A 22,587-nucleotide genomic window follows, 5' to 3' on the forward strand; every position below is an offset into this window, starting at 1 on the left:
GGTGGCTCCTTTCCTTGCTGCGTGCGGCTTCTTCGGCGCGTTACCAACTCCTGCCAGCTGTGTTGGCTACGCGCGGCGTCAGGCCGCCCCATCAGCGGTCCGGCGTCCTCACCTAGGCGATGGATCTTCTATGCGCTCCACAACTGCACGACCTCACCGCCGTCCCGGATCTGTGCCGACACCCCGAACCGCTGATCGCCGCCGTCTGCCGGCAGCATCGGCGCGTCCGTCTCCGCGACCCACTCGCGGACCGCTCCGTCGGCGGCTGGAAGCCACAGCAGGGCGGTGCGCTCACGTCCGGCGGCACCCCGACCGTCGGCGGCGATCGTGACCCGGCGGCCGGCCAGGTGCCCGGTACCGTCACCGAGACCGGACCAGGCCGTCTCCGTCAGCCGCAGCCGCAGGTCAGCGCCCGGCCAGTCCCCGGCCACCACCAGCACCGCGCCCCGCTGACGGGCCGTACGCCGCAGCCGGGCGCCGATCCGGCGCACCTGCTCACCACCGGGCCGACGCGGCGGCCGCACCAGCACCAGGTCCACCGCACCGGCCAGCACCCCCACCGCCTCAGCCCAGCGCTCACCAGGCTCGTCCAGCATCAGGAACCGCCCCAGGTCCGCGCCCATCCCCGAAGCCGCCGCGATCCCGAACGCCGGCAACCCCACCACCCCGCACCAAGCCCCACCCGCCGACGCCCCCGCCGCCAACGCCAACGCCAGATAGCTCGGCGCATCCCCACACGGCCGCACCCGATCCCCCACCGCCAGCACCCCGCCACGCCGCAACGCACCCCCGGGCACCAGCGTCCGCAGCGCGGCGAGCACGGGCACGTCCGCAGCGCCCGCGCCCTCGGCATCGAACGCCGCCCCGGTACCGACAGCACCACTCGCACCACCAGCACCTACACCAGCACCCGCACCTACACCAGCACCCGCACCGACACCACCCCCGACCTGCGACGCAGCCGCCCCCGCCCCCGGACCCGCCCGCACCCCGCCCGCGTCCCCACCGACCAAGACCCGCAACCGCGCCACAGCCGCCGCGCGGTCCGCGTCGTCATCGAACGTATGCGCGATCAGTGCCACCCGGCCATATTCGAAGTTTCGTTCGAACGTGTCAACTGGTGAGCGGCTTCTTGGCGGATCGCAGCGGTGCGACTACAGAAGCCTGTGACGGGTGAGGCTGATGATGCTGGAGTGACTGGTGTGGCTGGTGGTGCTGAAGAGCGCCGCCGTGATCCCCGCGCCGCTGGTGATCGCTCGCCTCGAGTGAGAGCATGCCGGGACGGGCCCACACCGCCGCCGGACAGCAGCGCGACGCTCATGGGCAACCGCATCGAGCGAGAGGTCACCGCGTTGAGAGCCTGGCAGGTCACCACCCATGGCGAGCCCGCTGATGTGATGCGCGCGGTTGAGGTGCCGGTGCCTGAGGCTGGTGCCGGGCAGGTGCTGGTGCGGGTGCGGGGTGCCGCGCTGAACTTTCCTGACGTGCTCATGTGTCGCGGGCAGTATCAGGTGCAGCCGCCGCTGCCCTATACGCCGGGGGTGGAGTTGTGCGGCGAGGTGGTGGGGAGCGGGGAGCGGGTTGTGGGGACGCCGGTGCTGCCGACCGGGGCGCTGGCTGAGTATGCGCTCATGGAGTCGGACTCGGTGTATCCGTGTCCTGATTCCCTTGACGACGCCGAGGCCGCCGGCTTCCTGTTGGCCTACCAGACTGGCTGGTTCGGGCTGCATCGGCGGGCCAAGCTCCAGCCTGGGGAGACGCTGCTGGTGCACGCTGCGGCCGGCGGGGTCGGCAGTGCGGCGGTGCAGCTGGGCAAGGCTGCCGGGGCGCGGGTGATCGCCGTGGTCGGCGGGCCGGTCAAGGCCGAGGCAGCGCGGGCGCTTGGGGCTGATGTGGTGGTGGACCGGCGGGAGGGCAACTTCGTCGCGGCGGTCAAGGAGGCCACCGGCGGTCGCGGCGCGGATGTGGTCTACGATCCGGTCGGGGGCGATGCGTATCAGGGCTCGACGAAGTGTGTCGCCTTCGAGGGGCGCATCGTCGTGGTCGGCTTCGCCGGCGGCACCATCCCGGCTCCCCCGCTGAACCACGCCCTGGTCAAGAACTACTCGATCCTCGGCCTGCACTGGGGTCTGTACCGCGCCAAGGACCCCGAAGCCGTGGCGGCCTGCCACCGCGAGCTGACCCGGATGGCCGCCGACGGCACCATCAAGACCCTCGTCGGCGCGCGCCTGTCGTTCGAGGAGGCGCCGGCCGGGCTGACCCGGCTGGCCGCCGGGGAGAACGTGGGCCGGCTGGTAGTCGTGCCCTGATACACCGCCTCACGTCAACGCGAGAATCTCCGCGTCCGTGGCGGGCCGCTGGCTCCGCAGCACTTCGACGAGCTGCCGCGATCCCGGGCACTGGTCGTCGATGACCTGGACGGCCACGCCCTGATCGAGGGTCAGCGCCTCGCAATCGCCGCGCACCCAGACGCCGTCTCCGGCCGGGGTGCACGGCGTCGCCTCGAGTTTGCCGTCACCACTGCCGTGCGGGAACGGCGCATCGCAGGGTGTTGATCCGCCGACCTTCGACACGAGGAGATACGCGGTCAAGTCATCCGAGACGGGAAGGGATGTCACCGGGTCCAAGACGCGGGTGACGACGCCCGCGCGGTAGGTGTAGCTGCTGCTGGAGTAGTCCGACCAGCTCACCACGCGCAGCAGTGAGCGCGGGGGATCGCCGAGCCGGTGCACCGCGGAGTCGGCGAGGTCTGCGACCAGTGCGTGCCGCATCGGCAGCCAGGCAGCGGCGGTCAGTACCGCGACCGCGGCGACAGCGACGGCGCGCGTGACGTCCTGGAGCGCGACCGCTGCCGCCACCAGCGTGAAGACGACGGTGTACAGGACCCAGCCGGGCCAGTAGAGCTGCCACCGGTCCGTGCTCGAGAGGTGAACCGCCGCTTCCAGGAACCACGGCAGCAGGCCGAGGACGACGACGATCGCCGTGACCCGCCGGGCCTTGCGGGGCGCGAATCCGAGCAAGCCGCCGGCCGCCTTGCGAACCGCGATCGGGGAGAACACCAGCAGGCTACCGGCGATGACGAGCTCGAACAGAGCGAGGATTCCGCCGCGCAGCGCGTCGCCGAGCAGTCCTCCGGCTGCACCGGCCAGCGGGACGCTCAGCGCGCCGGCGATGGCGGCAAATCCCAGCCACAGCAGCGGTCGCGGGGTCCGATCAGCTCCGGTGACCGATGGCGCCGACTCAGCCATGGCATTCCCTCCCCGTGGCGGCCGTCCGGCCACCGGATCAAGCTCGCGCAGCCGCCAGAGTCGCGTGCTCGGCGGTCAGCTCGACGTCGAATTCCAGTCCGAGCAGTATCGCCAAGTTCGACAGCCACAGCCACAACAGGAACACGATCACGCCGGCCACCGTGCCGTAGGTCTTGTTGTAGGAGGCGAAGTTCGCGATGTAGGTGGCGAAGCCGGTGGACAGGACCAGCCACAGCACGACCGCCAGCAGGCTGCCCGGGGAGATCCAGCGGAAGCGCCGGACGCCGTGGGTCTTCGGCGCCGCCCAGAACAGCAGCACGATCATGGCGGCCACCAAGAACACCAGCACCGGCCACTTCACGATCGACCAGATCGTGAAGGCGGTGTGCCCCAGTCCCAGGATCTGGCTGGTTCGGTCGGCCAGCGGTCCGGTGAACACCACGATCACGATGCTGACCATCGAGGTCACCATCATCAGCATCGTGAGTCCTATGCGCAGCGGCGTGGTCTTCCACATCGGCCGGTTCTCCCGCACGCCGTACACCACGTTCGACGCCCGGATGAAAGCGCCCACGTAGCCCGAGGCGGACCACAGCGCACCGAGCACACCGGCGATCGCCAGCGTCCCGCCCGTCCCGCCGCTGGCTCGCACCTGGGTGATGGCGGTGCGCAGGACGTCGTGCACCGATCCGGGGGCGAGCTTCTGCACGTTGTCCAAGACCGTGTTGACGGTGGAGGTACCGAGCAGGCCGAGCACGGATATCGCCAGCAGCAGCGTGGGGAACACGGCCAGAAAGCCGTAGTACGTCAAGGCCGCGGCCCGGTCCACCAACTCGTCGGTGTGGGCCGCCACCGCGGAGCGCTTGAGCACTGACAGCCAGTTCCGCACGGACAGCTGCGGAAGCCGGTCGACCTTGTCAGGCTCCTGTTCGACAGCCGCCTTGGCAGCCGTCTTGGAAGTCTCCTCAAGGCTCGCGGCCGGCTTCGCCCCGCTGAGGCGTCGCTCGAGGCGGCTTTCCGTTTTCCGTCGCATCCAGAGCTTGTATCCGGTTCGGCGGTCACGACACAAGCGCGCTGCATGCGTGTCCGTCGACGCTACAGGCCCTCTCGCCGGGCATCAGCGGACTTATTCGCCCAAAACACCCTCATGCGCCATTCGAACAGATCCACAGTTTCGTTTCTCCGGAAGGGGTTATCAGGGCGGTGGCCAGCCACTTACCAAGAGCGGGGACCGCGTTCTTTCCGAACAGCATCGTGACAGCGCGGCGTTCGTCAGCCGTAGAGAAAGGATCTCGCTCGTGAGCACTGAGACCCGCACACGGTTCTACCACAGACGCGCGCCCGGGGATCTCATCTTCCTGGTGGCCGTCATCATCGCGGTCATCATCATCGCGCACATCATCTTCGTCCTGCTCAACGCCAATGCCGGCAACGACATCGTGAGCACGGACGGGGACTGGGCGGCATGGTTCGCGACCTGGTTCCTGAACCTTTTCACGCCCGACAGCCACGACCTGAACATCACGCTGAACTATGGCATTGCCGCAGTGTTCTACCTCGTGGTGGGCGGAATCATCCGTCGGCTCGTGAACGACCTGTAAAATGACCGGTAAATAGACGTCGCCGCGGAAAGCGGAGAGCGCTCAGGCACTCCGCCGCGTCGACGTCGACTTCGTCGCCGGCTTCTTGCGGGCCGGCTTGTGCAAGTCCGCGGTCTTCGCCGTACCCCGCGCCCCCTTGGCCGCCCGCGACGGCGTCGCAGCGCTCTTCGACGCCGACGCGGCGGTCTTTTTGGCCGCCGCGCTCTTCTTCGCCGCGGCGGTCTTCTTCGCAGCCGGCTTCGCGCTCTCCTTCTCGGCCTTCTCGGTTTTCCCGGTCTTCTCTGCCTTACCGGTCTCGCCCTCGCCGCCGCGCGTCTTCTTCGCCGCCTCCACGCTCGCCTTCAGCGCCGCCATCAGGTCGATCACCTGCGCCCCGCCCTCGGCCGGCGCCGGCGGCGTCACCACCTCGCGCCCGGCGACCTTGGCCTCGATGACCTCCTCCAGCGCCTCGCGGTAGCTGTCCTGGTACTCGGCGGGGTCGAAGTCGGTGCTCAGGGAATCGATGAGCAGCTCGGCCATCTTCAGCTCGGCGTTCTTGGGCTCGACCTTGGAGTCCAGGAAGTCGAAGTCGGGCTTGCGAATCTCGTCCGCCCACAGCATGGTCTCCAGCACCAGCACGCCCTCGCGCACGCGCAGCGCCGCCAGGCTCTCCCGCTCCCGCATCGCGAACCGCACCACCGCGACCCGGCCCGATGCCGACATCGCGTCGCGCAGCAGCGCGTAGGGCCGCACGCCGAGCTTGTCCGGCGCCAGGTAGTAGGACTTCGAATACATGATCGGATCGATCTGCTCCTCGGGCACGAACGCCTCGACCGAGATGGTCTTGGCGATCGCCTCCGGCAGCCCTTCGAAGTCCTTGGAGGTGAGCACGACCACGTCGCCGTCGGGGAGCTGGTAGCCCTTGGCCACGTCGGACAGCGACACCTCCTCGCCGTCCAGCTCGCACACCCGCTTCTGCCGCACCCGGCCGCCGTCGGCGGCGTGCACCTGGTGGAACGCGACCCGCTTCTCCTCGGTCGCGCCGAACATCTTCACCGGCACCGTCACCATGCCGAAGGAGATGACGCCGCTCCAGATCGCCCGCATGCCCCGACGCTAATTCGGATCATCCGGACTCGCACCCCGGCCGGGCCCGGGATGTCATGGAGCCGTGGACCCGGACCGCCTGCACGCCTACCGCGCCAAGCGCGACGCGGCGCGCACGCCCGAGCCGGTGCCCGAGGCAGCACCTGAGACAGCGCCCGAGGCGAAACCGAGGACGCGCAGAGGCAGGAAACCGATCTTCGTGGTCCAGGAACACCGCGCCACCGCCCTGCACTGGGACTTCCGCCTGGAGCGTGACGGCGTGCTGGTCTCCTGGGCGCTACCGAAGGGCGTCCCCACCGACCCCAAGCGCAACCACCGCGCCGTGCACACCGAGGACCATCCGGTCGAATACGCCGACTTCACCGGACGCATCCCGGCCGGCGAATACGGCGCGGGAACCGTTGCCACGTATGACCGCGGCACGTACGTAGTGGAGAAGTGGACCGACGACGAGGTCAAAGTCGAACTGACGGGCGAGCGCCTCTCCGGCCACTACACCCTGTTCCGCACCGGCGGCTCCGACTGGATGATCCACCGCGAGAAGGGTCAGGACCCTGACTTCGCGGCGGTCCCCGACGACCTGCGGCCGATGCTGGCGATCCCCGGCACCGCCCCGGCCGGCGCCGGCTGGGCCTGCGAGTTCAAGTGGGACGGTATCAGGGCCCTGTGCCGGGTCGAGGGCGGCCGGGCCCGGCTGCGCTCGCGCAACGGCAACGACCTCAGCGAAACCTACCCCGAGCTCAAAGCCCTGGCCAAGACGGTCAGCAGCGCGCAGCTGCTACTGGACGGCGAGATCATCGCGCTGGACGAGGACGGCAAGGTCAGCTTCGGGGCGTTGCAGACCCGCTTCGGCACCAGCGGATCGGAGGCGGCGCGGCTGTCCCGGACGAATCCGGCCTCGTACTTGGTCTTCGACCTGCTGCATCTGGACGGCCGCTCGACCCTGGACCTGCCCTACAAGGACCGCCGGGAGCTGCTGGAATCCCTGGAGCTGTCCGGACCGCACTGGCAGACCCCGCCTTCGTTCCCTGACACACCCGTGGCCGACGTGCTGGAGGCGGCGCGCGCCGCCGGGCTGGAAGGCGTGGTGGCCAAGCGGCTGGATTCGACGTACCAGCCCGGGACGCGCTCGCCAGCGTGGCGCAAGGTCAAGCTGACCGAGTCCCAGTCGGCGGTGATCGGCGGCTTCACGCCGTTGAAGAGCCAGGGCGCCGCCACCGGACGTGCGGCCCGGGGATCCCAGATCGGCGCGCTGCTGCTGGGCGTGCCGGACGAGGCCGGGCGGCTGCGCTACGTCGGCAAGGTGGGCAGCGGCTTCACCGAGCAGGATCGCAGGGTTCTGCTGGAGGCGCTGTCGGAGCTGGCGGTGGCCGAGAGTCCGTTCGCCACTGCCGTGGACGCCGTCGACGCGCGCGTGGCGACGTGGGTCGAGCCGGTGGTGGTGGCCGAGGTGACGTTCGGGGAGTGGACGTCGAAGGGCCGGCTGCGCCACCCGGTGTTCAAGGGCATCCGCACCGACAAGGACGCCGCGGAGGTGGTCCGTGAGTCCTGACGCGCGAGCTTCGCAGACCGTCGAGATCGACGGCCGCTCGGTGAAGCTGACGAACCTGGACAAGGTCCTGTATCCGGACGACGGCTTCACCAAGGGCGAGATCCTCGACTACTACGCACACATCGCACCGGTGATGCTGCCGCACCTGGCCGGCCGCCCGGTGACGTTCATCCGCTACCCGGACGGCGTGGACACATCAGGGTTCTTCGCCAAGCACGCCCCGGCGCACCGCCCGTCCTGGATCCGCACCGCCGACATCGCCGCCACCAGCTCCGGCAAGCAGGTCGAGTACGTCCTCATCGACGACCTGCCCTCCCTGATGTGGGCAGCGAACCTGGCCGCGATCGAGTTCCACGTACCCCAATGGCGCGTCTCGGACCAGCAACACCACGACCTGCTGGTCCTAGACCTGGACCCAGGCGCACCGGCCACAGTCGTGGACTGCGTCCGCGTCGCACTCGCCGCCCGCGACCTGTTGGCCACGCACGACCTGGAGCTGCGCGCAAAAACCTCCGGAGCCAAGGGCCTCCACCTGTACGCAGCACTGACCGACGTCACCGGCGAGCAAGCCCGCGAACTCGCACACACCATCGCCCGCGCCCTGGAAGGCACGCACCCCGACCTGGTGGTATCGAGCATGTCCAAGGCGGAACGCCCCGGAAAGGTATTCGTCGACTGGTCACAAAACACCCACGCCAAGACCACCATCGCGCCCTACTCCCTACGCGCCACACCGCACCCAGCGGTGTCGACCCCGGTGACCTGGGAGCAACTAGCGGCAGCAAAACATCCCGAGGACCTGCGCTTCCCCCCGGCACGCGCACTGGAACAGGTCGCCGAGCACGGCGATTTACTATCAGGGCTGTGACTTCCACTCCCCTAGCGCTTCTGCTCGACTCCGGCGGCGTCCTGATGCGGCCCATCGGCGGCCGGTGGAACCCGCGTGCCGATTTCGAGGCGACGGTGAAGGACCACGCCGCGCAGGTGACCGATGAGCAACTGGCCGAGGCGGTGCGCGAGGGCGACCGCTTCATGGCCGCGGTGACTTCGACGCCGGATCTGGACGACTACCATCGCGCGATGCTGCACCACATCGGCGTCGAGGCGTCGGCGGAGTTGTTGGCGGCACTGGTGAAAGACGTCCCGCCGACCGCGGTTCTGGAGACGTTCCCGGAAGTCGTCGCGACGTTGACGACGTTGCGCGCCCGGGGCGTCCCGATGGCGGTGGTGTCCGACGCCTGGCCGAACCTGCCTGATCTGCATGCGGCCCTGGGAATGGGCGACTTCTTCGACGCCTACGCGATCTCCGCCGTCCTGGGCTGCCACAAGCCGGACCCGAGGATGTACCACCACGCCAGCGAGGCGCTCGGGCTCGCCCCGGCCGACTGCCTGTTCGTGGACGACGCTCCGGAGTTGGTCGCTGCCGCTATCGCGCTGGGATATCAGGGGTGCGCGATGGTGCGGGATGAGGGCGATGGCTCGGCGGAAGCTGAAGCGCTCGGCGTGGCGGTCATCAGTTCCCTGACTGAGGTGCTGGGGCTGGTCTGAGGCTTGGGGCGTTGCCGGGGTAAGGGTGCGGGGCGGGCGCCAATGTCGTGCGCCCGCCCCGCCTGTCGGGGACAAGTCCTGGATCTGGTCATCCGCAGGTGGTGGTGGCGGTGGCGCCGTTGATGGTGCCGGTCGCGGAGACGCAGAGGTCGCGGCCGAAGATCATCGGGGTCCACAGGGCGGTGCCCTTGCCGGTGGCGGACGTCTTGGCGTGGTCGGCGCGGGTGGCGGTGGCGGCGAGGGTGGCCGGGCCGGTGGTGGAGATGACGCGGGCCCAGTTGTTGCCGCAGAAGGGCGACCAGCGGAGCTCGACCCAGCCGACCTGCTTGCCGTGGCTCATGATCGGCGCGGTGCGGATGGTGCGGGCCTGGAAGGTCGTGGAGCAGCCGGTCGCGGCCGGGTCCTTGCCGTTGCAGCCCTGGTTGCTGCACGAGGCCGGAGTGTGGGCCGGCAGGTGCGTCGCGGTGGCCGCAGAGGCCGCCAGCGGGGCGCTCGCCAGAGCGATCGCGCCGAGTCCCACTCCGATACGGGAAGCGATTCGACGAGGGAACATGACTCCCCCTCTGGGGGATCAGAAAGCGCCGTCGCGGCGGGAGAACCCGTCGACCCGAAGGCGACGCCTGGTGTCGAACACCTCAGCCATCCTCTGCCGCCGCCAGCGCGCGGTGGCGAGCCGCCGTGCGCCGTTCGGGGGATGAGGGAGCGTGCGCGGGGCACGGCCGGTGCCGGGATCAGGGTCGGCTGATCTCGGGGCACCGCGTCCCGGTGTAGATGGTCGGCATACATCGATTGCAGTGGGTGCATGCCGACGGCGTGGTGGCGTCGGCGGCGATGCGGTTGACCAGATCCGGCTCACGCAGCAGGGCACGCGCCATCGCCACGTACTGGAAGCCGGCGGCCATCGCGCGGTCCATGGTGGCGCGCGTGGTGACGCCGCCGAGCAGGATCAGCGGGAGGGAGAGCTCGGCACGGAAGCGCAGGGCGCGCTCCATCAGATACGTGTCCTGATAGGGGTAGGAGCGCAGGAACTTCTTGCCGAACAAGCGGATTCCCAGGCGCGGCAACGGCGGGAACTGCGCCGCGAACTCGCGCAGGGGCACATCGCCGGTGAACAGATACATGGGGTTCATCAGGGAGCTGCCGGCGGTCAGTTCCAGGGCGTCGAGGGTGCCGTCGCGCTGCAGCCACTGCGCGACCTGCAAGCTGTCCTCGATGCGCAGTCCGCCGGGGTAGCCGTCCTCCATGTTCAGCTTCGCGGTCACCGCGATCCGGTCGCCGACCTCGTCGCGGACGGCGCGCGCCAAGCCCAGCGCGACCTTGGCGCGGTTGGCGAGCGAGCCGCCGAATTGGTCGTCGCGCTTGTTCAGGCGCGGAGACAGGAAGGCGCTGGCGAAGTAGTTGTGGCCGAGGTGGATCTCGACGGAGTCGAACCCTGATTCGATCGCCAGGCGAGCTGCGCGGGCGTGGGCGGCGGTGATCCGCTCGATGTCGGCGGCGGTCGCGGCGCGGGTGCGGCGGAAGGTGACCGGGTTCAGCATCGGCGAGCAGGACAGGGCCGCGGCACGGTTGGAGCGCGCGTCGGCGACGGGCCCTGCGTGCCCGATCTGAGCGGCGACGGCGGCGCCCTCGGCGTGGACGGCGTCGGTCAGGGTGCGCAGTCCCGGCACGGCTTCGGGGCGCCAGTGGATCTGGCGGCGCTCGGTACGTCCTTCCGGACTGACGGCGAGGTAGGCGACCGTGGTCATGCCCACGCCGCCGGCGGCCGGGCGGCGGTGGTAGGCGATGAGGTCGTCGGTGACCAGGGCGTCGGGGGTGGCGCCCTCGAAGGTGGCGGACTTGATGATCCGGTTGCGCAGGCGAACCGGGCCGAGGGTCGCCGGCGCCAGGACATCGGGTGCTGATTCGCGCGCCGACTCGGGCCTTGATTCGGACCCTGATTCACTCGGGAAACCCGCAGACGTGGTCACGGCGCGGACCATAAACCGGCGCCCGCGAACATGCCAGAGCCGGCCGAGCGCCCTGTGAATGCTCTTACATTATGTGCCGGTCCGGCATACGCTGCCCGCCATGGCCACCATCGCCGTCACCGGCGCCGCCTCCGGGATCGGCGCGACCCTCGCCACCTGGCTGGCCGACGACGGCCACCGGGTCATCGGCGTGGACCTGGCCGGTACCGAGGTCGAGGCGGACCTGGGCACGCCGGAGGGCCGCAGCGCCGCCGTCGCCGCTGTCACAGAACTCTGCGACGGCCGCCTGGACGGCCTGCTCCCCTTCGCCGGCCTCGCCCCCGCCACCGCCCGCCCCGGCTCCCGGCTGGTCTCGGTGAACTACTTCGGCGCCGTCGCCGTGCTCGAGGCCCTGCGCCCGGCGTTGAAGGCGGCCGGGAACAGCGCGGTGGTGCTGCCCTCCTCGAACTCCACCACTTGCCAGCCCGGCTGGCCGACCGAGCTGGCCGAAGCCTGCCTGAGCGGCGACGAGCCGGCGGCGCGCGCCCTGGCCGAGGAGTACGGCGACCTCGGCGCCGTGCGGGCCTACCCCGCCACCAAAGCCGCGCTGGCCTGGTACACCCGCACCCGCGCCGCCGACTGGATCGCCGACGGCGTCCGGCTCAACGCCATCGCCCCCGGCATGATCGACACCCCGATGACGCGCGCCAGCCGGACCGACTCCCTGACCGCCGCCGGCATGACCGCCTTCGAGAAGACCATCCCGCTGGGCCGCGCCGGGCGCCCGGAGGAGGTCGCGGCGGCGGTGGCGTTCCTGCTGTCGGATCAGGCCTCTTTCATCGTCGGCTCGGTGCTGTTCTGCGACGGCGGCACGGACGCGGCTTTGCGAGGCAGGGATTGGCCGGCGCCGTGGGAGGCGGGGCGACAGCCGCCGCAGACATGAGCGATCTGTGAGCCTGAGCTCTGACGTGTGAGCTCTGGCATCTGAGCCCTGGTATGTGAGCCCTGGCAGAACTCGATCATCGTGAGTAGCCTTCGGCAGCATGGCATTGGGGGACCGGGGATACGCAGATGACGACGACCGACGCCGCCGCCGCGTGCTCACGCGCCGACCACCCGCGCCGCTGCCGCCGCGGCGTCCGCCCGCGCCGCCGCGTCGCATATCCCTGATCTGGCGGCTGCGCCCGCCGCTGGCGCTGCGCGGACGCCGCGCCCCGGACCCGCGCTGGATCATCGGGCTCTTCGTCGGCCTGGCGGCGATCCTCACGCTGAGCTGGATCGGCCGCACCGTCGCGCCGTACTGGCCGAACTTCGCGCTGAACACCGCCGCGGACCTGATCGGCGCGGTGTTCACCATCTACGTGATCACCCCGATCATCGAGCGCGCCGGGCAGGGCGGCGTCCGGGAGCACGCCGAGCTGGACTACTCGCAGTTCCTCGGCAGCGCCGACCGCGCGACCAGCGTGATCCGCATCCTGGACACCTACTCCAACCTGCTCGCCGAGCCCTACGCGCAGCGCTTCGAGACGATGGTGCGCGAGGCGGTGGCGCGCGGGGTGTCCATCAGGGTCCTGCTGATCAACCCGACCACCCTGGCCGCCGAGCAGCGCGACCTGGAACTGGGCCGCGCCGACGAGCTGGGCCCGATGCTGGAGCGCAATCTGGAGACGGTGGCCCGGCTGCACCGCGCCTTCGAGCAGGAGGGCGGCCCGCGCGGGCTCGGCGCCGCCGCCGACTTCCAGGTGCGGCTGTACTCCTCCGGTCCGGACATCACCATGTACCGCTGGGACGACCGCGCTCTGGTGTCGTTCTACCCGGTCGGCAAGCTGTCCGGGCGCGCCGAGCAGCTGGAGGTCACCGTCGACAGCGCGCTGGGGTCCTTCGTCAACAACCGCTTCCAGGCGGTCTGGCACGCCGCCGCGCCACACCAGGCGCTGACCCCGATCACCGTCGCCGACGGCAATATCGAGCGCACGTACCTGGTCCGCTTCGTCGACCTCGACGGCCGTCGCTTCGTGGCCTCCCGCCGCGTCGAGCGCTTCATGCGGCGGGCCGTCGGCGAGATCTCGGCGGTCAACGGCGGCCGGGACTACCGGCTGGAGCCCGCCGACCGGAGCCAGGTCGGGGCGCTGCTGGACGCCGCCTTCCGCAGGGTCTACGGGGAGATCCCCGACACGGCCTATCTCCTGCTGCGAACCTCGGATCCATCGGTCACCGCCGCCGTGTAGCGTCAGGCTGTGCAGCACACCGCCGCCGGCCGTCCCGGCGGGAACCGCTTCCAAGCCCTCGGGCCCAACCGTCTGGACGAGATCGCCGCGAAGTACGGACTGGATCCGCAGCTCCGCGAGAGCGTCCGGCTTTTCTCGCTGGTCCTGCCCTTCCGGGTCAACGAGTACGTACTCAGTGAACTGATCGACTGGTCGGCGCCGGACGCCGACCCGGTCTTCCATTTGTTCTTCCCGCAGCCCGGCATGCTCTCCCCCGAGGACGAGCAGCGGCTCACCGCGGCCCGCGACGGCGGCGACGCCGGCGAGCTGGCGCGCACGATCGCGGCCATCCGGGCCGGGATGAACCCGCATCCGGAGCACCAGCAGGACCTGAACGTCCCCAGCGACCCCGACGGACCGCTGCCGGGCACGCAGCACAAGTACGAGCAGACGCTGCTGTATTTCCCGGCCGCGGGCCAGACCTGCCACGCGTACTGCACCTACTGCTTCCGCTGGGCGCAGTTCGTCGGCGAGCCCGAGCTCCGGTTCTCCGCCGCCGACCCCGCGCGCGCCGTGGCGTATCTGCGCCGGCATCCGGAGGTCACCGACGTGCTGGTCACCGGCGGGGACCCGATGGTGATGACGGCCGAGCGGCTGCGGCAGCACCTGGAGCCGTTCCTGGCCGTGGAATCGCTGCAGACGGTGCGCATCGGCACCAAGTCGGTCGCCAGCTGGCCGCACCGCTACGTCAGCGACCACGACGCCGACGCCACCTTGCGGCTGTTCGAGCAGATCGCCGAGGCCGGCAAGACCCCGGCGCTGATGGCGCACCTGAGCCACCCGGTGGAGCTGGAACCGGCCATCGCGCGCACCGCGCTGTCCCGCATCCGCGACACCGGCGCGCTCGTGTACTGCCAGGCGCCGATCATCGGCCGGGTCAACGACGACGCCGCGGCCTGGGCCCGGCTCTGGCGCGCCGAGCAGCGCGCCGGCGCCGTGCCGTACTACATGTTCGTGGCCCGCGACACCGGACCGCGCGACTACTTCAAGGTGCCGCTGGCGCGCGCCGCCGAGGTGTTCCGCGACGCCTACAGCGCCCTGCCGGGGCTGGCGCGCACCGTGCGCGGCCCGGTGATGTCCACGACCGGCGGGAAGGTCGTGGTCGACGGCGTGGCCGAGGAGCCCGGGGCGGGGCGCTTCTTCGAACTGCGCTATCTGCAGGCAAGGGATCCCCGACTGGTCGGGCGGCCTTTCCGTGCGGTTTACTCGGCGGATGCGGCATGGATCGACGATCTCGAACTCGCCCCCGGCACCCCGGCGGACATCCGCGCGGCGGTGGCGGCCGGGCAGGACTGAACCCAGGTGATCGACCACCCCGACCCCGTTCCCTATCCTGGGGCGATGAACTCACCAGCTGCCCGGCCGACCCCGGCGACGTCGGCCACGGTCCGCGAGCTGAACCTGCGGACGGTGTGGCGCGTCATCGGGGAGAACGCGCCGATCTCGCGCGCGGAGATCTCGCGGGCCACCGGGATCTCCAAGCCGACGGTCTCGGCGGTGCTGGAGGATCTGCTGCAGATCGGGCTGGTCGTGGAGACCGCCGACGCCTCCCGCGGCTTCACCTACGGCGCGGTGTTCTTCAAGCCGCGCCCCGAGGCGGCCCACGCGGTCGCCTTCGACGTCGGCGCCCGCCACCTGCGCGCGGCCCTGGTCGGCCTGGACGGCACCGAGGTGGTCCGCCGCGACGCCGAGGTCGAGGGCCGCAGCGCCGAGGAGATGGTCGCCGCCGCGGTGGACCTGGCCCGCGAGCTCGTCGAGGCCGCCGGCGTGGCACCGGCCTCGGTCCAGCACGCGGTGGTCGGCGTCCCCGGCGTGGTGGACCAGCGCGACGGCCGCGTGTGGCAGGCGACGAACGTCCCCGGCATGGACGGCTTCACCGCGCGCGAAAGGTTCAGCGAAGCGCTCCAGATCCCAGTCACGGTCGAGAACGACATCAACCTCGCGGCACACGGCGAATACGCCCGCGGCAGCGGCGGCACCGCCGACAGCTTCCTGTTCCTATCCATCGGCACCGGCGTCGGCGCGGGCCTCGTCCTCGGCGGCAACCTCCTGCGCGGCTTCAAGGGCGCGGCGGGCGAGCTCGACAGCGCCTTCGAACCCGACATCGTCGAGGGTCCCGACGGACCGGAGCCGGAAGTCCCGCCGATGATGGACCCCTGCGCCCAGGCGATCCTGCAGTACGCCGCCGAGAAGCTGCCCGGCGAGCTCTCCGACGACCAGGAACTGACCATGGAGCGCGTCTTCGAGCTGGCGCGCGCCGACGACGCCGCAGCCCAGGACGTGGTCCGCGAGGAGGCACGCCGCATCGCGAACTACGCCGCGGTCGCCTCAGCGGTGGTGGACGTCGAGCTGGTCGTGCTCGGCGGCGGCATCGGCCTGAACGGCGACCTGCTGCTCACCCCGGTAGCCGAGCGGCTCGCCGGCCGCCTGCCGTACCCGCCACGCCTGGAGACCTCGGCGCTGGGAAGCGGCGCGGTGCTGGCCGGGGCGGAGGCGCTGGCGGCTTCGCTGACGGTGGAGCAGTTGATTCGGGACTATTTCAGGGCTTAGGGCGTGCGCGGATGTTGGGGTCCCGAACTGCTGGTTCGGGACTGCATCAGGGTTAGGAGACAGGCACTCTAGCCAGTCCCAGAACAGAGCAGCTGCTGGTTTGGAGCTCATCAGGCGCCGCGCCGTTGCCCGGTGTTCGCGAAGTAGACCGCTCCTCCCACTACCCTGCCCGCGTGGCTCAGGAGAACATCGTCGTCGCGTCCCCGCCTGCCGACGATCGTGCGGCGCGGCGAGGGCTGCGGTTTCATGCCTTGATGGCTGCTGTCGGGCGGCGGCTGCCGTTCGGGCTGGCGCGGGTGGTGGCGCCGAGTCTGCTCGGGTTCGCGGTGATCAATGGGTTCACCTTCTCGGTCGACCTCGTGCTGCTGACCCTGGCGCATCGGCTGCTGCACTGGCCTTACCCGGCGGCGGTCACGGTCTCCTACCTGACCGCGTTCGCTTTGAGCTTCGTGCTGAATCGGGCGTTCAACTTCCGGTCGCATGGCGCGCTGGGTCCGCAGACGGCGCGCTATGTGGTCGCGGTCGGCGTCAACTACCTGGTCTTCGTGCTCGGTGTCGGCAGCGGGTTGACCGCGTTGGGTGCCGGATACACCGTGGCGCGGGTGTTGTCCGGGCTCGCTGAGGGCGCCTATATGTACTGCGTGATGCGCTGGGTGGTCTTCCGGAACGTTGACAGTACCGAGAACGCCGTCGGCCCCTGATCCGCCAGCATCAGGGGCCGAACGCTCTTGCGGGGCGCCGGTCAGCCGCCGAGGGTCTCCTGCATCGCGGCGCCGAGGACTGCCGAGCCGGTCATGTCCAGGGCCGGCTCGTCGGTCTGCCAGGAGCGGACGTCGTCGGAGAAGCGGCTGTTGTGGCCGGTGAACTTGGTGTCGGGGTCAGTGCCGCCGGGCGGGCAGGGCTTCATGCCGTCCTGGTAGGAGCCGAGGCCGCCGTCGAAGTTGCTGGTGTTGTTCGGGCCGTTCATCACCGCGCCGGTGGCGATCGCGCCGGTGCCGTTCAGGCTGCCGGACAGGTTCGCGACCTGGTGCTGCATGCACTTCGGGAAGGTGCTGCCCTCTCCCACCATGAACGCCTGTCCCCAGGCGTTGGCGCCCAGCAGCCAGTCGCGCTGTTCGGTGGCGAAGGACTGGAACGAGGTGTCGCCGCTGGCCTGCCGGTACAGCGCCTCCTCGGTCAGGAAGCCGAAGGTGTGCGCGTTGACGTCGAAGTCCGCGTAGTCGCCGCCGGCGTGGAAGACGTCGGAGGAGGCCTTGCTCGCCGCCGACTGCACCTGCCGCTTCAGGTCCGCGGTCAGTGCGGCACGAGTGACCGCCAGCCCCGACGGGTTGCCGGCGGCGGCGATCGCCTTGATCAGGTCGGCGTGTGCCAGGGCACTGTTGTCGTAGAGGTTGAACGTGTCGCCGGTGTCGGAGGCGATGTAGTCCTTGGCGTAAGTAGCGGCCTGCGACAGGTACGAAGAAGGGCTGTGTCCCAGCTTCTGCGCGGCCAGTGCCAGTTCGGCGCCGCCCAACTCCATCGCGTCGTGCCAGATCGACTCGGGGTAGTAGCCGTTCGGCAGCGCGGTGGTCAGCGGGCTCGGCGGAGCGCTGGTATCAGCCTGCGCATACACCGAGGCGGCAGCCTGGTACTCGGCGGCGGCCTGCTTGGGGTTGCTCTTCGCGTCGACCTGCGCGGCCAGGGCGAACGCCGCCGCCACGCGCCCGGCGATGTTCGGGCTAATCCTCGCCCCCGGACTGGCGGCGAGGAACGCCGGGCGGTGCGCGGCGGAGTAGCGGTCGGCGGTGGCGGTGTCGCCGTCGTCCTTCTGCGGCAGGCGCCACAGGTCGTGATCGCCGGTGAAAGTACCGGCGGCATTGCCCGAGCCGATGCCGACCTGCAAGACCAGCGTCTTCGTCTTCTGGTTCCAGGCCTTGTTCAGCCAGGTCTCGCCGTAGTGCGCCTCGGCGGTCAGCGAGGCCGGGGCGGAGGAGCCCAGGGCGCGCTGCGCGGCCAGCAGCGTGATGTCGCCGAAGGCCTCGTTGTTGGAGAACTTCAAGTAGTCGCCGGCGTCGAACCAGCCGCCGGAGACGTCGACGGTACCGCCGAGTTTGGTCAGGTCGGCGTCGGTGATGGTGTCCGAGTCGTCGGGGGCGAAGGTCGGCCAGGCGTAGAGGCTCGCCGCGGCGTCGTTCAGGTGCGAGGGCTTGCGGTTCAGGGCGCCGGGGACGACGTTCGAGCCGTCGCGCTGGGTCTGGAAGAAGGTGACGCCGTCGGTGACCAGCTTGCCGTAGAGCGAGCCGGAGCTGGTGACGGTGAACGTCGGCGAGCTGCCCGAGGCGCTCCCGGCGACCGCGATGTGGTAGGTCCCCGGCGTCTTCAAGCCGCTGAAGACGATCGGGTAGACGTCCGGATAGGCGGCGTTCCACTTGCCGAGGCTGGTGCCGCCGACCTTGCCGGTGAGTACCGTCTTGCCCTTGGCGTTCAGCACCGAGAACTTCGCCCCAGACACCGCCCCGCCGGTCATCAGGTACGCCTGCTTCACGTCCCCGGCCAGGTACCCGGCCTGGTCGACGCGGACCAGCCCGGTGTTCGCGGACTGCGCGGCCTGCGCGGGCTGCGAGAGCACGGTGGCGGTGCCGACCGTCAGGCCGGCCAGGCTGACGGCGCTGAGCGCGGCGACCGTCCTGCGGTGGCGGAAACGCGGTCGTGCCCTGGAAACCATGCGAGTGCCCCTCCTTAGTTAGGAAAGCTTCCTAACGAGACGTGTCGGCGAACTTATCCGGGCGGCCGCACGCCGTCAAGGGTCTGGCAATGCGGCCGCGCATCCAGCCGGAACAGACAGCGCCGCCCCGCTACTGTGGAAAGCAGGCCTGTGACATAACGGTGGGGGTGGGGACATGGCCGATCATACGAGTGCCCGGAGCCGGACCGGCTTGGCGCTGATCCTGACAGTGCTCTTACTGTTCGTGGCGGCATGCCAGTCGGACGCCGACTCGAGGTCCTCCTCGTCGGGGTCTTCCGGCGGCACGACGGTGGTGGCCGCATCGGCGCCGCCGACGACCGGGACCACCGGTCAGGCGCAGAAGATCTGCGGGGCGCCGCCATGCGTCCGCTACGTCTCGCGCGGCGACGCCAAGACGCTGGCCAGCACGATGACCAACCACCCGGTCCTGAGCACGGTGGCCCTGCACGCGGCCGTGATGCTGCTGTGCGGCGGCATTCTGTGCCTGCTCGGCGAGGGGGTGAGCCTGGTGTACGTGGACCACGCGGCCAAGGACGCGGCGGCGCAGCACGCGTGTCTGAAGGTGAGCATCCTGCCGGACAACGACAAGTGGAAGCTGGCGACGCTCAGCACGTCGAACCAGAGTCCTTATTGCACTGACTGAGACCACCGACTGAGATCATGGACGGATGCGCATCGATCCCTTCACCGTCTCGATCCCGGACGCTGTCCTGACCGACCTGCGCGAGCGGATCGCGCGGACCCGCTGGCCGGACGCGGCGCCCGGCGAGGCATGGAGCCAGGGCGTCGAGGTCGGCTATCTGCGGGAGCTGCTGGAATATTGGGCCGACGGGTTCGACTGGCGGGCCGCGGAGCGTTCGCTGAACCGGTATCGGCACTTCACGGCTGAGGTGGATGGGGTGCGCGTCCACTTCGTGCACCACAGAAGCGACAGCGGCGGCGACCGCGTCCCGCTGATCCTGACCCACGGCTGGCCGAGCACCTTCGCCGAGATGCTCGGTCTGGTGGACCGGCTCGGCGACCGGTTCGACCTGGTGGTGCCGTCACTGCCGGGATACGTGTTCTCACAACGCCCGGCGCGGGTCGGCGTGGACCGGCGACACGTCGCGGGTATGTGGCACCGGCTCATGCAAGGGCTCGGATACGAGCGCTACGGCGCATGCGGCGGAGACTTCGGCGCCGGCATCGCGACGCACATGGCGCTGATGGAACCTGAGCGCATGATCGGAATCCACCTGAGCACACCGGAATTGGCGCCCTACGACGGACCGGGCGCGGCGCCGCTGACGCCCGAGGAGCAGGCGTACCTGGCGCAGGTGGAACGTTGGGAGCAGACCGAGCGCGGTTACAGCGCAGTGCAATCAACGCGCCCGCAGACGCTGGGCTACGGCCTGAACGACTCCCCCGCAGGCCTTGCGGCCTGGGTTCTGGACAAGTGGCGCTCCTGGTCCGACAGCGGCGGCGACCTGAACGCCACGTTCGGGCGTGACAGCCTGCTGACAATGCTGACCCTGTGGTGGGCGACGGACTCGATCACCTCCTCCATGCGCGACTACTACGACAACCGCTGGCACGGCACGCCGATCGGACCGCAGGACCGGGTGCGGGTACCGACGGCGATGGCCGTGTTCGCGAACGAGTTCGTGTCCGAGGGACAGGTCCCCCGCGCGTGGTACGAGCGGCTCTACCAAGTGGAGCGCTGGACGGTGTTCGAGCGCGGAGGACATTTCGCGGCGATGGAAGAGCCGGAGTTGCTGGCCGGGGACATCGCCGAGTTCTTCAGGCTCCTGAGGCAGCCCATCAGCTGAGGACGGCGTCGGCTGTCCGGAAACATCCGAAAACAGCCGACGCCGTTCCGCTTATAGCGCGGCTCGGCAGGCGCGCCGCAGGCGCCTACTCGATCCGCTCCCCGCGCTCGGCCTTCTCGATCAGCGACTGCGGCACGGCGAACCGCTCGCCGTACTTCTCGTACAGCTCCTTGGCGCGCGCCACGAAGCCGGTGACGCCCCCGTCGTAGCCGTTGATGTACTGGATCACGCCGCCGCTCCAGGCCGGGAAGCCGATGCCGAGGATGGAGCCGACGTTCGCCTCGGCGACCGAGCGCAGCACGCCCTCGTCCAGGCAGCGGACGCTGTCCAGCGCCTCGGCGAACAGCATGCGCTCCTGCATGTCCTGGAACGGGATGCCCACGTGCGGCGGGAACGCCGCGCGCAGACCGGGCCACAGGCCGGTGCGCTTGCCGTCCTGGTACTCATAGAAGCCCGCGCCGGCCGAGCGGCCGCCGCGGCCGAACTCGTCGACCATGCGGTTGATGACGGCCTCGGAGCCGTGCTCGGTCCAGTCCGCGCCGGCGGCGGCGCGCGCCTCCTTGCGGATCTTCTGCGGGAGGGTCAGCGTCAGCTCGTCCATCAGCTGCAGCGGCGGCGCCGGGTAGCCGGCCTGGGAGCCGGCCTGCTCGATGGAGGCCGGGCTCAGGCCCTCGTTCACCATCGCCACCGCCTCGTCCAGGAAGCGGCCGATGACGCGGGAGGTGAAGAAGCCGCGGCTGTCGTTGACGATGATCGGGGTCTTCTTGATCTGCCGGGCCAGGTCGAAGGCCTTGGCGATGGCCGCGTCCGAGGTCTGCTCGCCGACGATGATCTCCAGCAGCGGCATCTTGTCCACCGGGGAGAAGAAGTGCAGCCCGATGAAGTCCGCCGGGCGCGTGACCGCGTGCGCCAGGTCGGTGATCGGCAGCGTGGAGGTGTTCGAGCCCAGCAGCGCGTCGGGGGCGACGACGTCCTGGATCTCGCCGAACACCTTCGCCTTCAGCTCCGGGGACTCGAAGACGGCCTCGATGACCAGGTCGGCGCCTGCGGCGTCGGCGGCGTCGGCGGTCGGGCGGATCCGGGCCAGGACCGCATCGGTGGCCTCGCGGGTCATCTTCCCGCGCGAGACCGCCTTGTCCAGGATGCCGGCGGAGTACGCCTTGCCCTTCTCGGCAGCCTCGACGCTGACGTCCTTCAGCACGACCTCGATGCCGCCGCGCGCGCAGACGTAGGCGATCCCGGCGCCCATCATGCCCGCGCCGAGCACCGCGACCTTCGTGGCCTTCCACGGCTCGTAGCCGGCCGGGCGCGAGGCGCCGTTGGTCACCTTCTGCATGTCGAAGAAGAAGGCCTGCGTCATGTTCTTCGCCACCTGCCCGGTGACCAGCTCGACGAAGTACCGCGCCTCGATGATCAGGGCATTGTCGAAGTCCACGCGCGCGCCCTCGACGGCGGCGGCCAAGATGTTGCGCGGCGCCGGGTAGTTCGCGCCCTTGAGCTGCTTGCGCAGGTTCGCCGGGAACGCCGGCAGGTTCGCGGCGAACTTCGGGTTCTTCGGGTCGCCGCCGGGAATCCGGTAACCGGGGGCGTCCCAGGGCTGCTTGGCCTCCGGGTTGGTCAGCACCCACGCCTTGGCGGCGGCCAGCATCTCCTCGGGGGTGGCCACGACCTCGTGCACCAGGCCGTTCTCCAGCGCCGCCTGCGGCTTGTAGCGCTGCCCCTGAAGCAGGACCTTGAGAAGCGCGTCGGTGATGCCCAGCAGCCGCACCGAGCGCACGACGCCGCCGGCGCCGGGCAGCAGGCCGAGCGTGACCTCGGGGAAGCCGATCTCCGAACCCTTGGCGTCCAGCGCCACGCGGTGGTGGCAGGACAGCGCGATCTCCAGCCCGCCGCCGAGCGCCGCGCCGTTGATCGCGGCGGCGACCGGCTTGCCGAGGGTCTCCAGGCGGCGCAGCTGCGCCTTGATGAGCATGTTGCGGGCCATGATGTCGGCGGCGTCCTCGGGCCGGGCCTGAATCAGCTCATTGAGATCACCGCCGGCGAAGAAGGTCTTCTTGGCGCTGGTGACCACGACGCCGGCGATGTCGTCCTTCTCCGCCTCCAGCCGGTCCAGGACCGGACCGAGGGCTTCGACGAAGGCGCGGTTCATGGTGTTGGCGGACTGGCCCGGCGCGTCCATGGTCAAGGTGACCACGCCGTCGGCGTCCCGGTCCCAGCCGAAGTGGTTCTGCTCGCTCATAGTGCTCGTCCCCGTCC

At 70.2% G+C, this 22,587-nt stretch carries 20 protein-coding genes; 12 read left to right on the plus strand and 8 right to left on the minus strand.

What is annotated here, in order from left to right; translation table 11 throughout:
• Positions 1 to 128: 128 nt before the first annotated feature.
• Positions 129 to 1,082: a hypothetical protein gene (locus CACI_RS47205; RefSeq protein WP_143765398.1), complete on the minus strand. Its 954-nt coding sequence runs from the start codon at positions 1,080 to 1,082 to the stop codon at positions 129 to 131.
• 270 nt (positions 1,083 to 1,352) lie between these two features.
• Between CACI_RS47205 and CACI_RS25930 the strand changes: the two genes are divergently transcribed.
• On the plus strand, positions 1,353 to 2,309 hold the full coding sequence (locus CACI_RS25930; RefSeq protein WP_041542437.1) for an NADPH:quinone oxidoreductase family protein: 957 nt from the start codon (positions 1,353 to 1,355) through the stop codon (positions 2,307 to 2,309).
• Between the two features lie 9 nt (positions 2,310 to 2,318).
• Here CACI_RS25930 and CACI_RS25935 read toward each other — a convergent pair whose 3' ends face one another.
• Both CACI_RS25935 and CACI_RS25940 read right to left on the minus strand, forming a co-directional pair.
• A complete protein-coding gene (locus tag CACI_RS25935; RefSeq protein WP_015793832.1) occupies positions 2,319 to 3,248 on the minus strand; it encodes a hypothetical protein in 930 nt (309 codons plus the stop codon).
• A gap of 37 nt (positions 3,249 to 3,285) precedes the next feature.
• Positions 3,286 to 4,281 carry a YihY/virulence factor BrkB family protein gene (locus tag CACI_RS25940; RefSeq protein ID WP_015793833.1) on the minus strand — a complete coding sequence of 332 codons (996 nt, stop codon included), beginning with the start codon at positions 4,279 to 4,281 and terminating at the stop codon, positions 3,286 to 3,288.
• Between the two features lie 265 nt (positions 4,282 to 4,546).
• On the opposite strand from CACI_RS25940, the gene CACI_RS25945 reads away from it, so the two are divergent.
• On the plus strand, positions 4,547 to 4,849 hold the full coding sequence (locus CACI_RS25945; protein ID WP_015793834.1) for a hypothetical protein: 303 nt from the start codon (positions 4,547 to 4,549) through the stop codon (positions 4,847 to 4,849).
• A 42-nt stretch (positions 4,850 to 4,891) separates the two neighbouring features.
• Here the strand turns inward: CACI_RS25945 and ku are convergent, their stop codons facing one another.
• Positions 4,892 to 5,935 (minus strand): non-homologous end joining protein Ku, encoded by a 1,044-nt coding sequence (ku, locus tag CACI_RS25950; RefSeq protein ID WP_015793835.1) that lies wholly within the window; start codon positions 5,933 to 5,935, stop codon positions 4,892 to 4,894.
• Between the two features lie 64 nt (positions 5,936 to 5,999).
• Between ku and ligD (CACI_RS25955) the strand changes: the two genes are divergently transcribed.
• The 3 genes from ligD (CACI_RS25955) to CACI_RS25965 are packed head-to-tail and all read left to right on the plus strand — an operon-like array spanning position 6,000 to position 9,035.
• On the plus strand, positions 6,000 to 7,487 hold the full coding sequence (gene ligD, locus CACI_RS25955) for a non-homologous end-joining DNA ligase (protein ID WP_015793836.1): 1,488 nt from the start codon (positions 6,000 to 6,002) through the stop codon (positions 7,485 to 7,487).
• Positions 7,477 to 8,355, plus strand: a complete 879-nt coding sequence (gene ligD / locus CACI_RS25960; protein ID WP_015793837.1) for a non-homologous end-joining DNA ligase — start codon at positions 7,477 to 7,479, stop codon at positions 8,353 to 8,355. Before ligD (CACI_RS25955) ends, ligD (CACI_RS25960) begins: the two co-directional genes overlap by 11 nt.
• Positions 8,352 to 9,035, plus strand: a complete 684-nt coding sequence (locus CACI_RS25965; protein ID WP_015793838.1) for an HAD family hydrolase — start codon at positions 8,352 to 8,354, stop codon at positions 9,033 to 9,035. Before ligD (CACI_RS25960) ends, CACI_RS25965 begins: the two co-directional genes overlap by 4 nt.
• Positions 9,036 to 9,123: 88 nt before the next feature.
• Here CACI_RS25965 and CACI_RS25970 read toward each other — a convergent pair whose 3' ends face one another.
• Positions 9,124 to 9,588: a DUF2690 domain-containing protein gene (locus CACI_RS25970; RefSeq protein WP_015793839.1), complete on the minus strand. Its 465-nt coding sequence runs from the start codon at positions 9,586 to 9,588 to the stop codon at positions 9,124 to 9,126.
• A gap of 178 nt (positions 9,589 to 9,766) precedes the next feature.
• Complete coding sequence (locus CACI_RS25975; RefSeq protein WP_015793840.1) at positions 9,767 to 11,014, minus strand: NADH:flavin oxidoreductase; 1,248 nt, start codon at positions 11,012 to 11,014, stop codon at positions 9,767 to 9,769.
• An 88-nt stretch (positions 11,015 to 11,102) separates the two neighbouring features.
• Here CACI_RS25975 and CACI_RS25980 point away from each other — a divergent pair, with 88 nt between their 5' ends.
• The 5 genes from CACI_RS25980 to CACI_RS26000 all read left to right on the plus strand — a co-directional run bounded on the left by CACI_RS25980 (position 11,103) and on the right by CACI_RS26000 (position 16,499).
• Positions 11,103 to 11,924 (plus strand): SDR family oxidoreductase, encoded by an 822-nt coding sequence (locus CACI_RS25980; protein ID WP_015793841.1) that lies wholly within the window; start codon positions 11,103 to 11,105, stop codon positions 11,922 to 11,924.
• 100 nt (positions 11,925 to 12,024) lie between these two features.
• Entirely contained in the window at positions 12,025 to 13,209 is a 1,185-nt protein-coding gene (locus CACI_RS25985) for a hypothetical protein (protein ID WP_015793842.1), read from the plus strand.
• Between the two features lie 9 nt (positions 13,210 to 13,218).
• Positions 13,219 to 14,544: a KamA family radical SAM protein gene (locus CACI_RS25990; RefSeq protein ID WP_015793843.1), complete on the plus strand. Its 1,326-nt coding sequence runs from the start codon at positions 13,219 to 13,221 to the stop codon at positions 14,542 to 14,544.
• Between the two features lie 45 nt (positions 14,545 to 14,589).
• The gene (locus tag CACI_RS25995) at positions 14,590 to 15,798 is read left to right on the plus strand and encodes an ROK family transcriptional regulator (protein ID WP_041542442.1); all 1,209 of its coding nucleotides are present in this window, start codon (positions 14,590 to 14,592) and stop codon (positions 15,796 to 15,798) included.
• A 254-nt stretch (positions 15,799 to 16,052) separates the two neighbouring features.
• Positions 16,053 to 16,499: a GtrA family protein gene (locus CACI_RS26000; protein WP_015793845.1), complete on the plus strand. Its 447-nt coding sequence runs from the start codon at positions 16,053 to 16,055 to the stop codon at positions 16,497 to 16,499.
• A gap of 41 nt (positions 16,500 to 16,540) precedes the next feature.
• Here CACI_RS26000 and CACI_RS26005 read toward each other — a convergent pair whose 3' ends face one another.
• Positions 16,541 to 18,502, minus strand: coding sequence for a glycoside hydrolase family 9 protein (locus tag CACI_RS26005; RefSeq protein ID WP_015793846.1), 1,962 nt, complete (start codon positions 18,500 to 18,502; stop codon positions 16,541 to 16,543).
• A 175-nt stretch (positions 18,503 to 18,677) separates the two neighbouring features.
• Between CACI_RS26005 and CACI_RS26010 the strand changes: the two genes are divergently transcribed.
• Both CACI_RS26010 and CACI_RS26015 read left to right on the plus strand, forming a co-directional pair.
• Positions 18,678 to 19,166, plus strand: a complete 489-nt coding sequence (locus CACI_RS26010; RefSeq protein WP_015793847.1) for a hypothetical protein — start codon at positions 18,678 to 18,680, stop codon at positions 19,164 to 19,166.
• A 25-nt stretch (positions 19,167 to 19,191) separates the two neighbouring features.
• The gene (locus CACI_RS26015) at positions 19,192 to 20,331 is read left to right on the plus strand and encodes an epoxide hydrolase family protein (protein ID WP_015793848.1); all 1,140 of its coding nucleotides are present in this window, start codon (positions 19,192 to 19,194) and stop codon (positions 20,329 to 20,331) included.
• 85 nt (positions 20,332 to 20,416) lie between these two features.
• Here the strand turns inward: CACI_RS26015 and CACI_RS26020 are convergent, their stop codons facing one another.
• On the minus strand, positions 20,417 to 22,570 hold the full coding sequence (locus CACI_RS26020; RefSeq protein WP_015793849.1) for a 3-hydroxyacyl-CoA dehydrogenase NAD-binding domain-containing protein: 2,154 nt from the start codon (positions 22,568 to 22,570) through the stop codon (positions 20,417 to 20,419).
• Positions 22,571 to 22,587: the final 17 nt, after the last annotated feature.

This window comes from Catenulispora acidiphila DSM 44928 (assembly GCF_000024025.1).
Lineage (GTDB): Bacteria > Actinomycetota > Actinomycetes > Streptomycetales > Catenulisporaceae > Catenulispora > Catenulispora acidiphila.

Excerpts from the sequence above, each read along its gene's own strand:
- CACI_RS26010 (WP_015793847.1), top strand. The coding sequence starts at position 18,678 with ATGGCCGATCATACGAGTGCCCGGAGCCGGACCGGCTTGGCGCTGATC.
- ku (WP_015793835.1), bottom strand. The coding sequence starts at position 5,935 with ATGCGGGCGATCTGGAGCGGCGTCATCTCCTTCGGCATGGTGACGGTG.
- CACI_RS26020 (WP_015793849.1), bottom strand. The coding sequence starts at position 22,570 with ATGAGCGAGCAGAACCACTTCGGCTGGGACCGGGACGCCGACGGCGTG.
- CACI_RS25940 (WP_015793833.1), bottom strand. The coding sequence starts at position 4,281 with ATGCGACGGAAAACGGAAAGCCGCCTCGAGCGACGCCTCAGCGGGGCG.
- CACI_RS26005 (WP_015793846.1), bottom strand. The coding sequence starts at position 18,502 with ATGGTTTCCAGGGCACGACCGCGTTTCCGCCACCGCAGGACGGTCGCC.
- CACI_RS25935 (WP_015793832.1), bottom strand. The coding sequence starts at position 3,248 with ATGGCTGAGTCGGCGCCATCGGTCACCGGAGCTGATCGGACCCCGCGA.
- CACI_RS25995 (WP_041542442.1), top strand. The coding sequence starts at position 14,590 with ATGAACTCACCAGCTGCCCGGCCGACCCCGGCGACGTCGGCCACGGTC.
- CACI_RS26000 (WP_015793845.1), top strand. The coding sequence starts at position 16,053 with ATGGCTGCTGTCGGGCGGCGGCTGCCGTTCGGGCTGGCGCGGGTGGTG.
- CACI_RS25970 (WP_015793839.1), bottom strand. The coding sequence starts at position 9,588 with ATGTTCCCTCGTCGAATCGCTTCCCGTATCGGAGTGGGACTCGGCGCG.
- CACI_RS25980 (WP_015793841.1), top strand. The coding sequence starts at position 11,103 with ATGGCCACCATCGCCGTCACCGGCGCCGCCTCCGGGATCGGCGCGACC.
- CACI_RS26015 (WP_015793848.1), top strand. The coding sequence starts at position 19,192 with ATGCGCATCGATCCCTTCACCGTCTCGATCCCGGACGCTGTCCTGACC.
- CACI_RS25975 (WP_015793840.1), bottom strand. The coding sequence starts at position 11,014 with ATGGTCCGCGCCGTGACCACGTCTGCGGGTTTCCCGAGTGAATCAGGG.
- CACI_RS25985 (WP_015793842.1), top strand. The coding sequence starts at position 12,025 with ATGGCATTGGGGGACCGGGGATACGCAGATGACGACGACCGACGCCGC.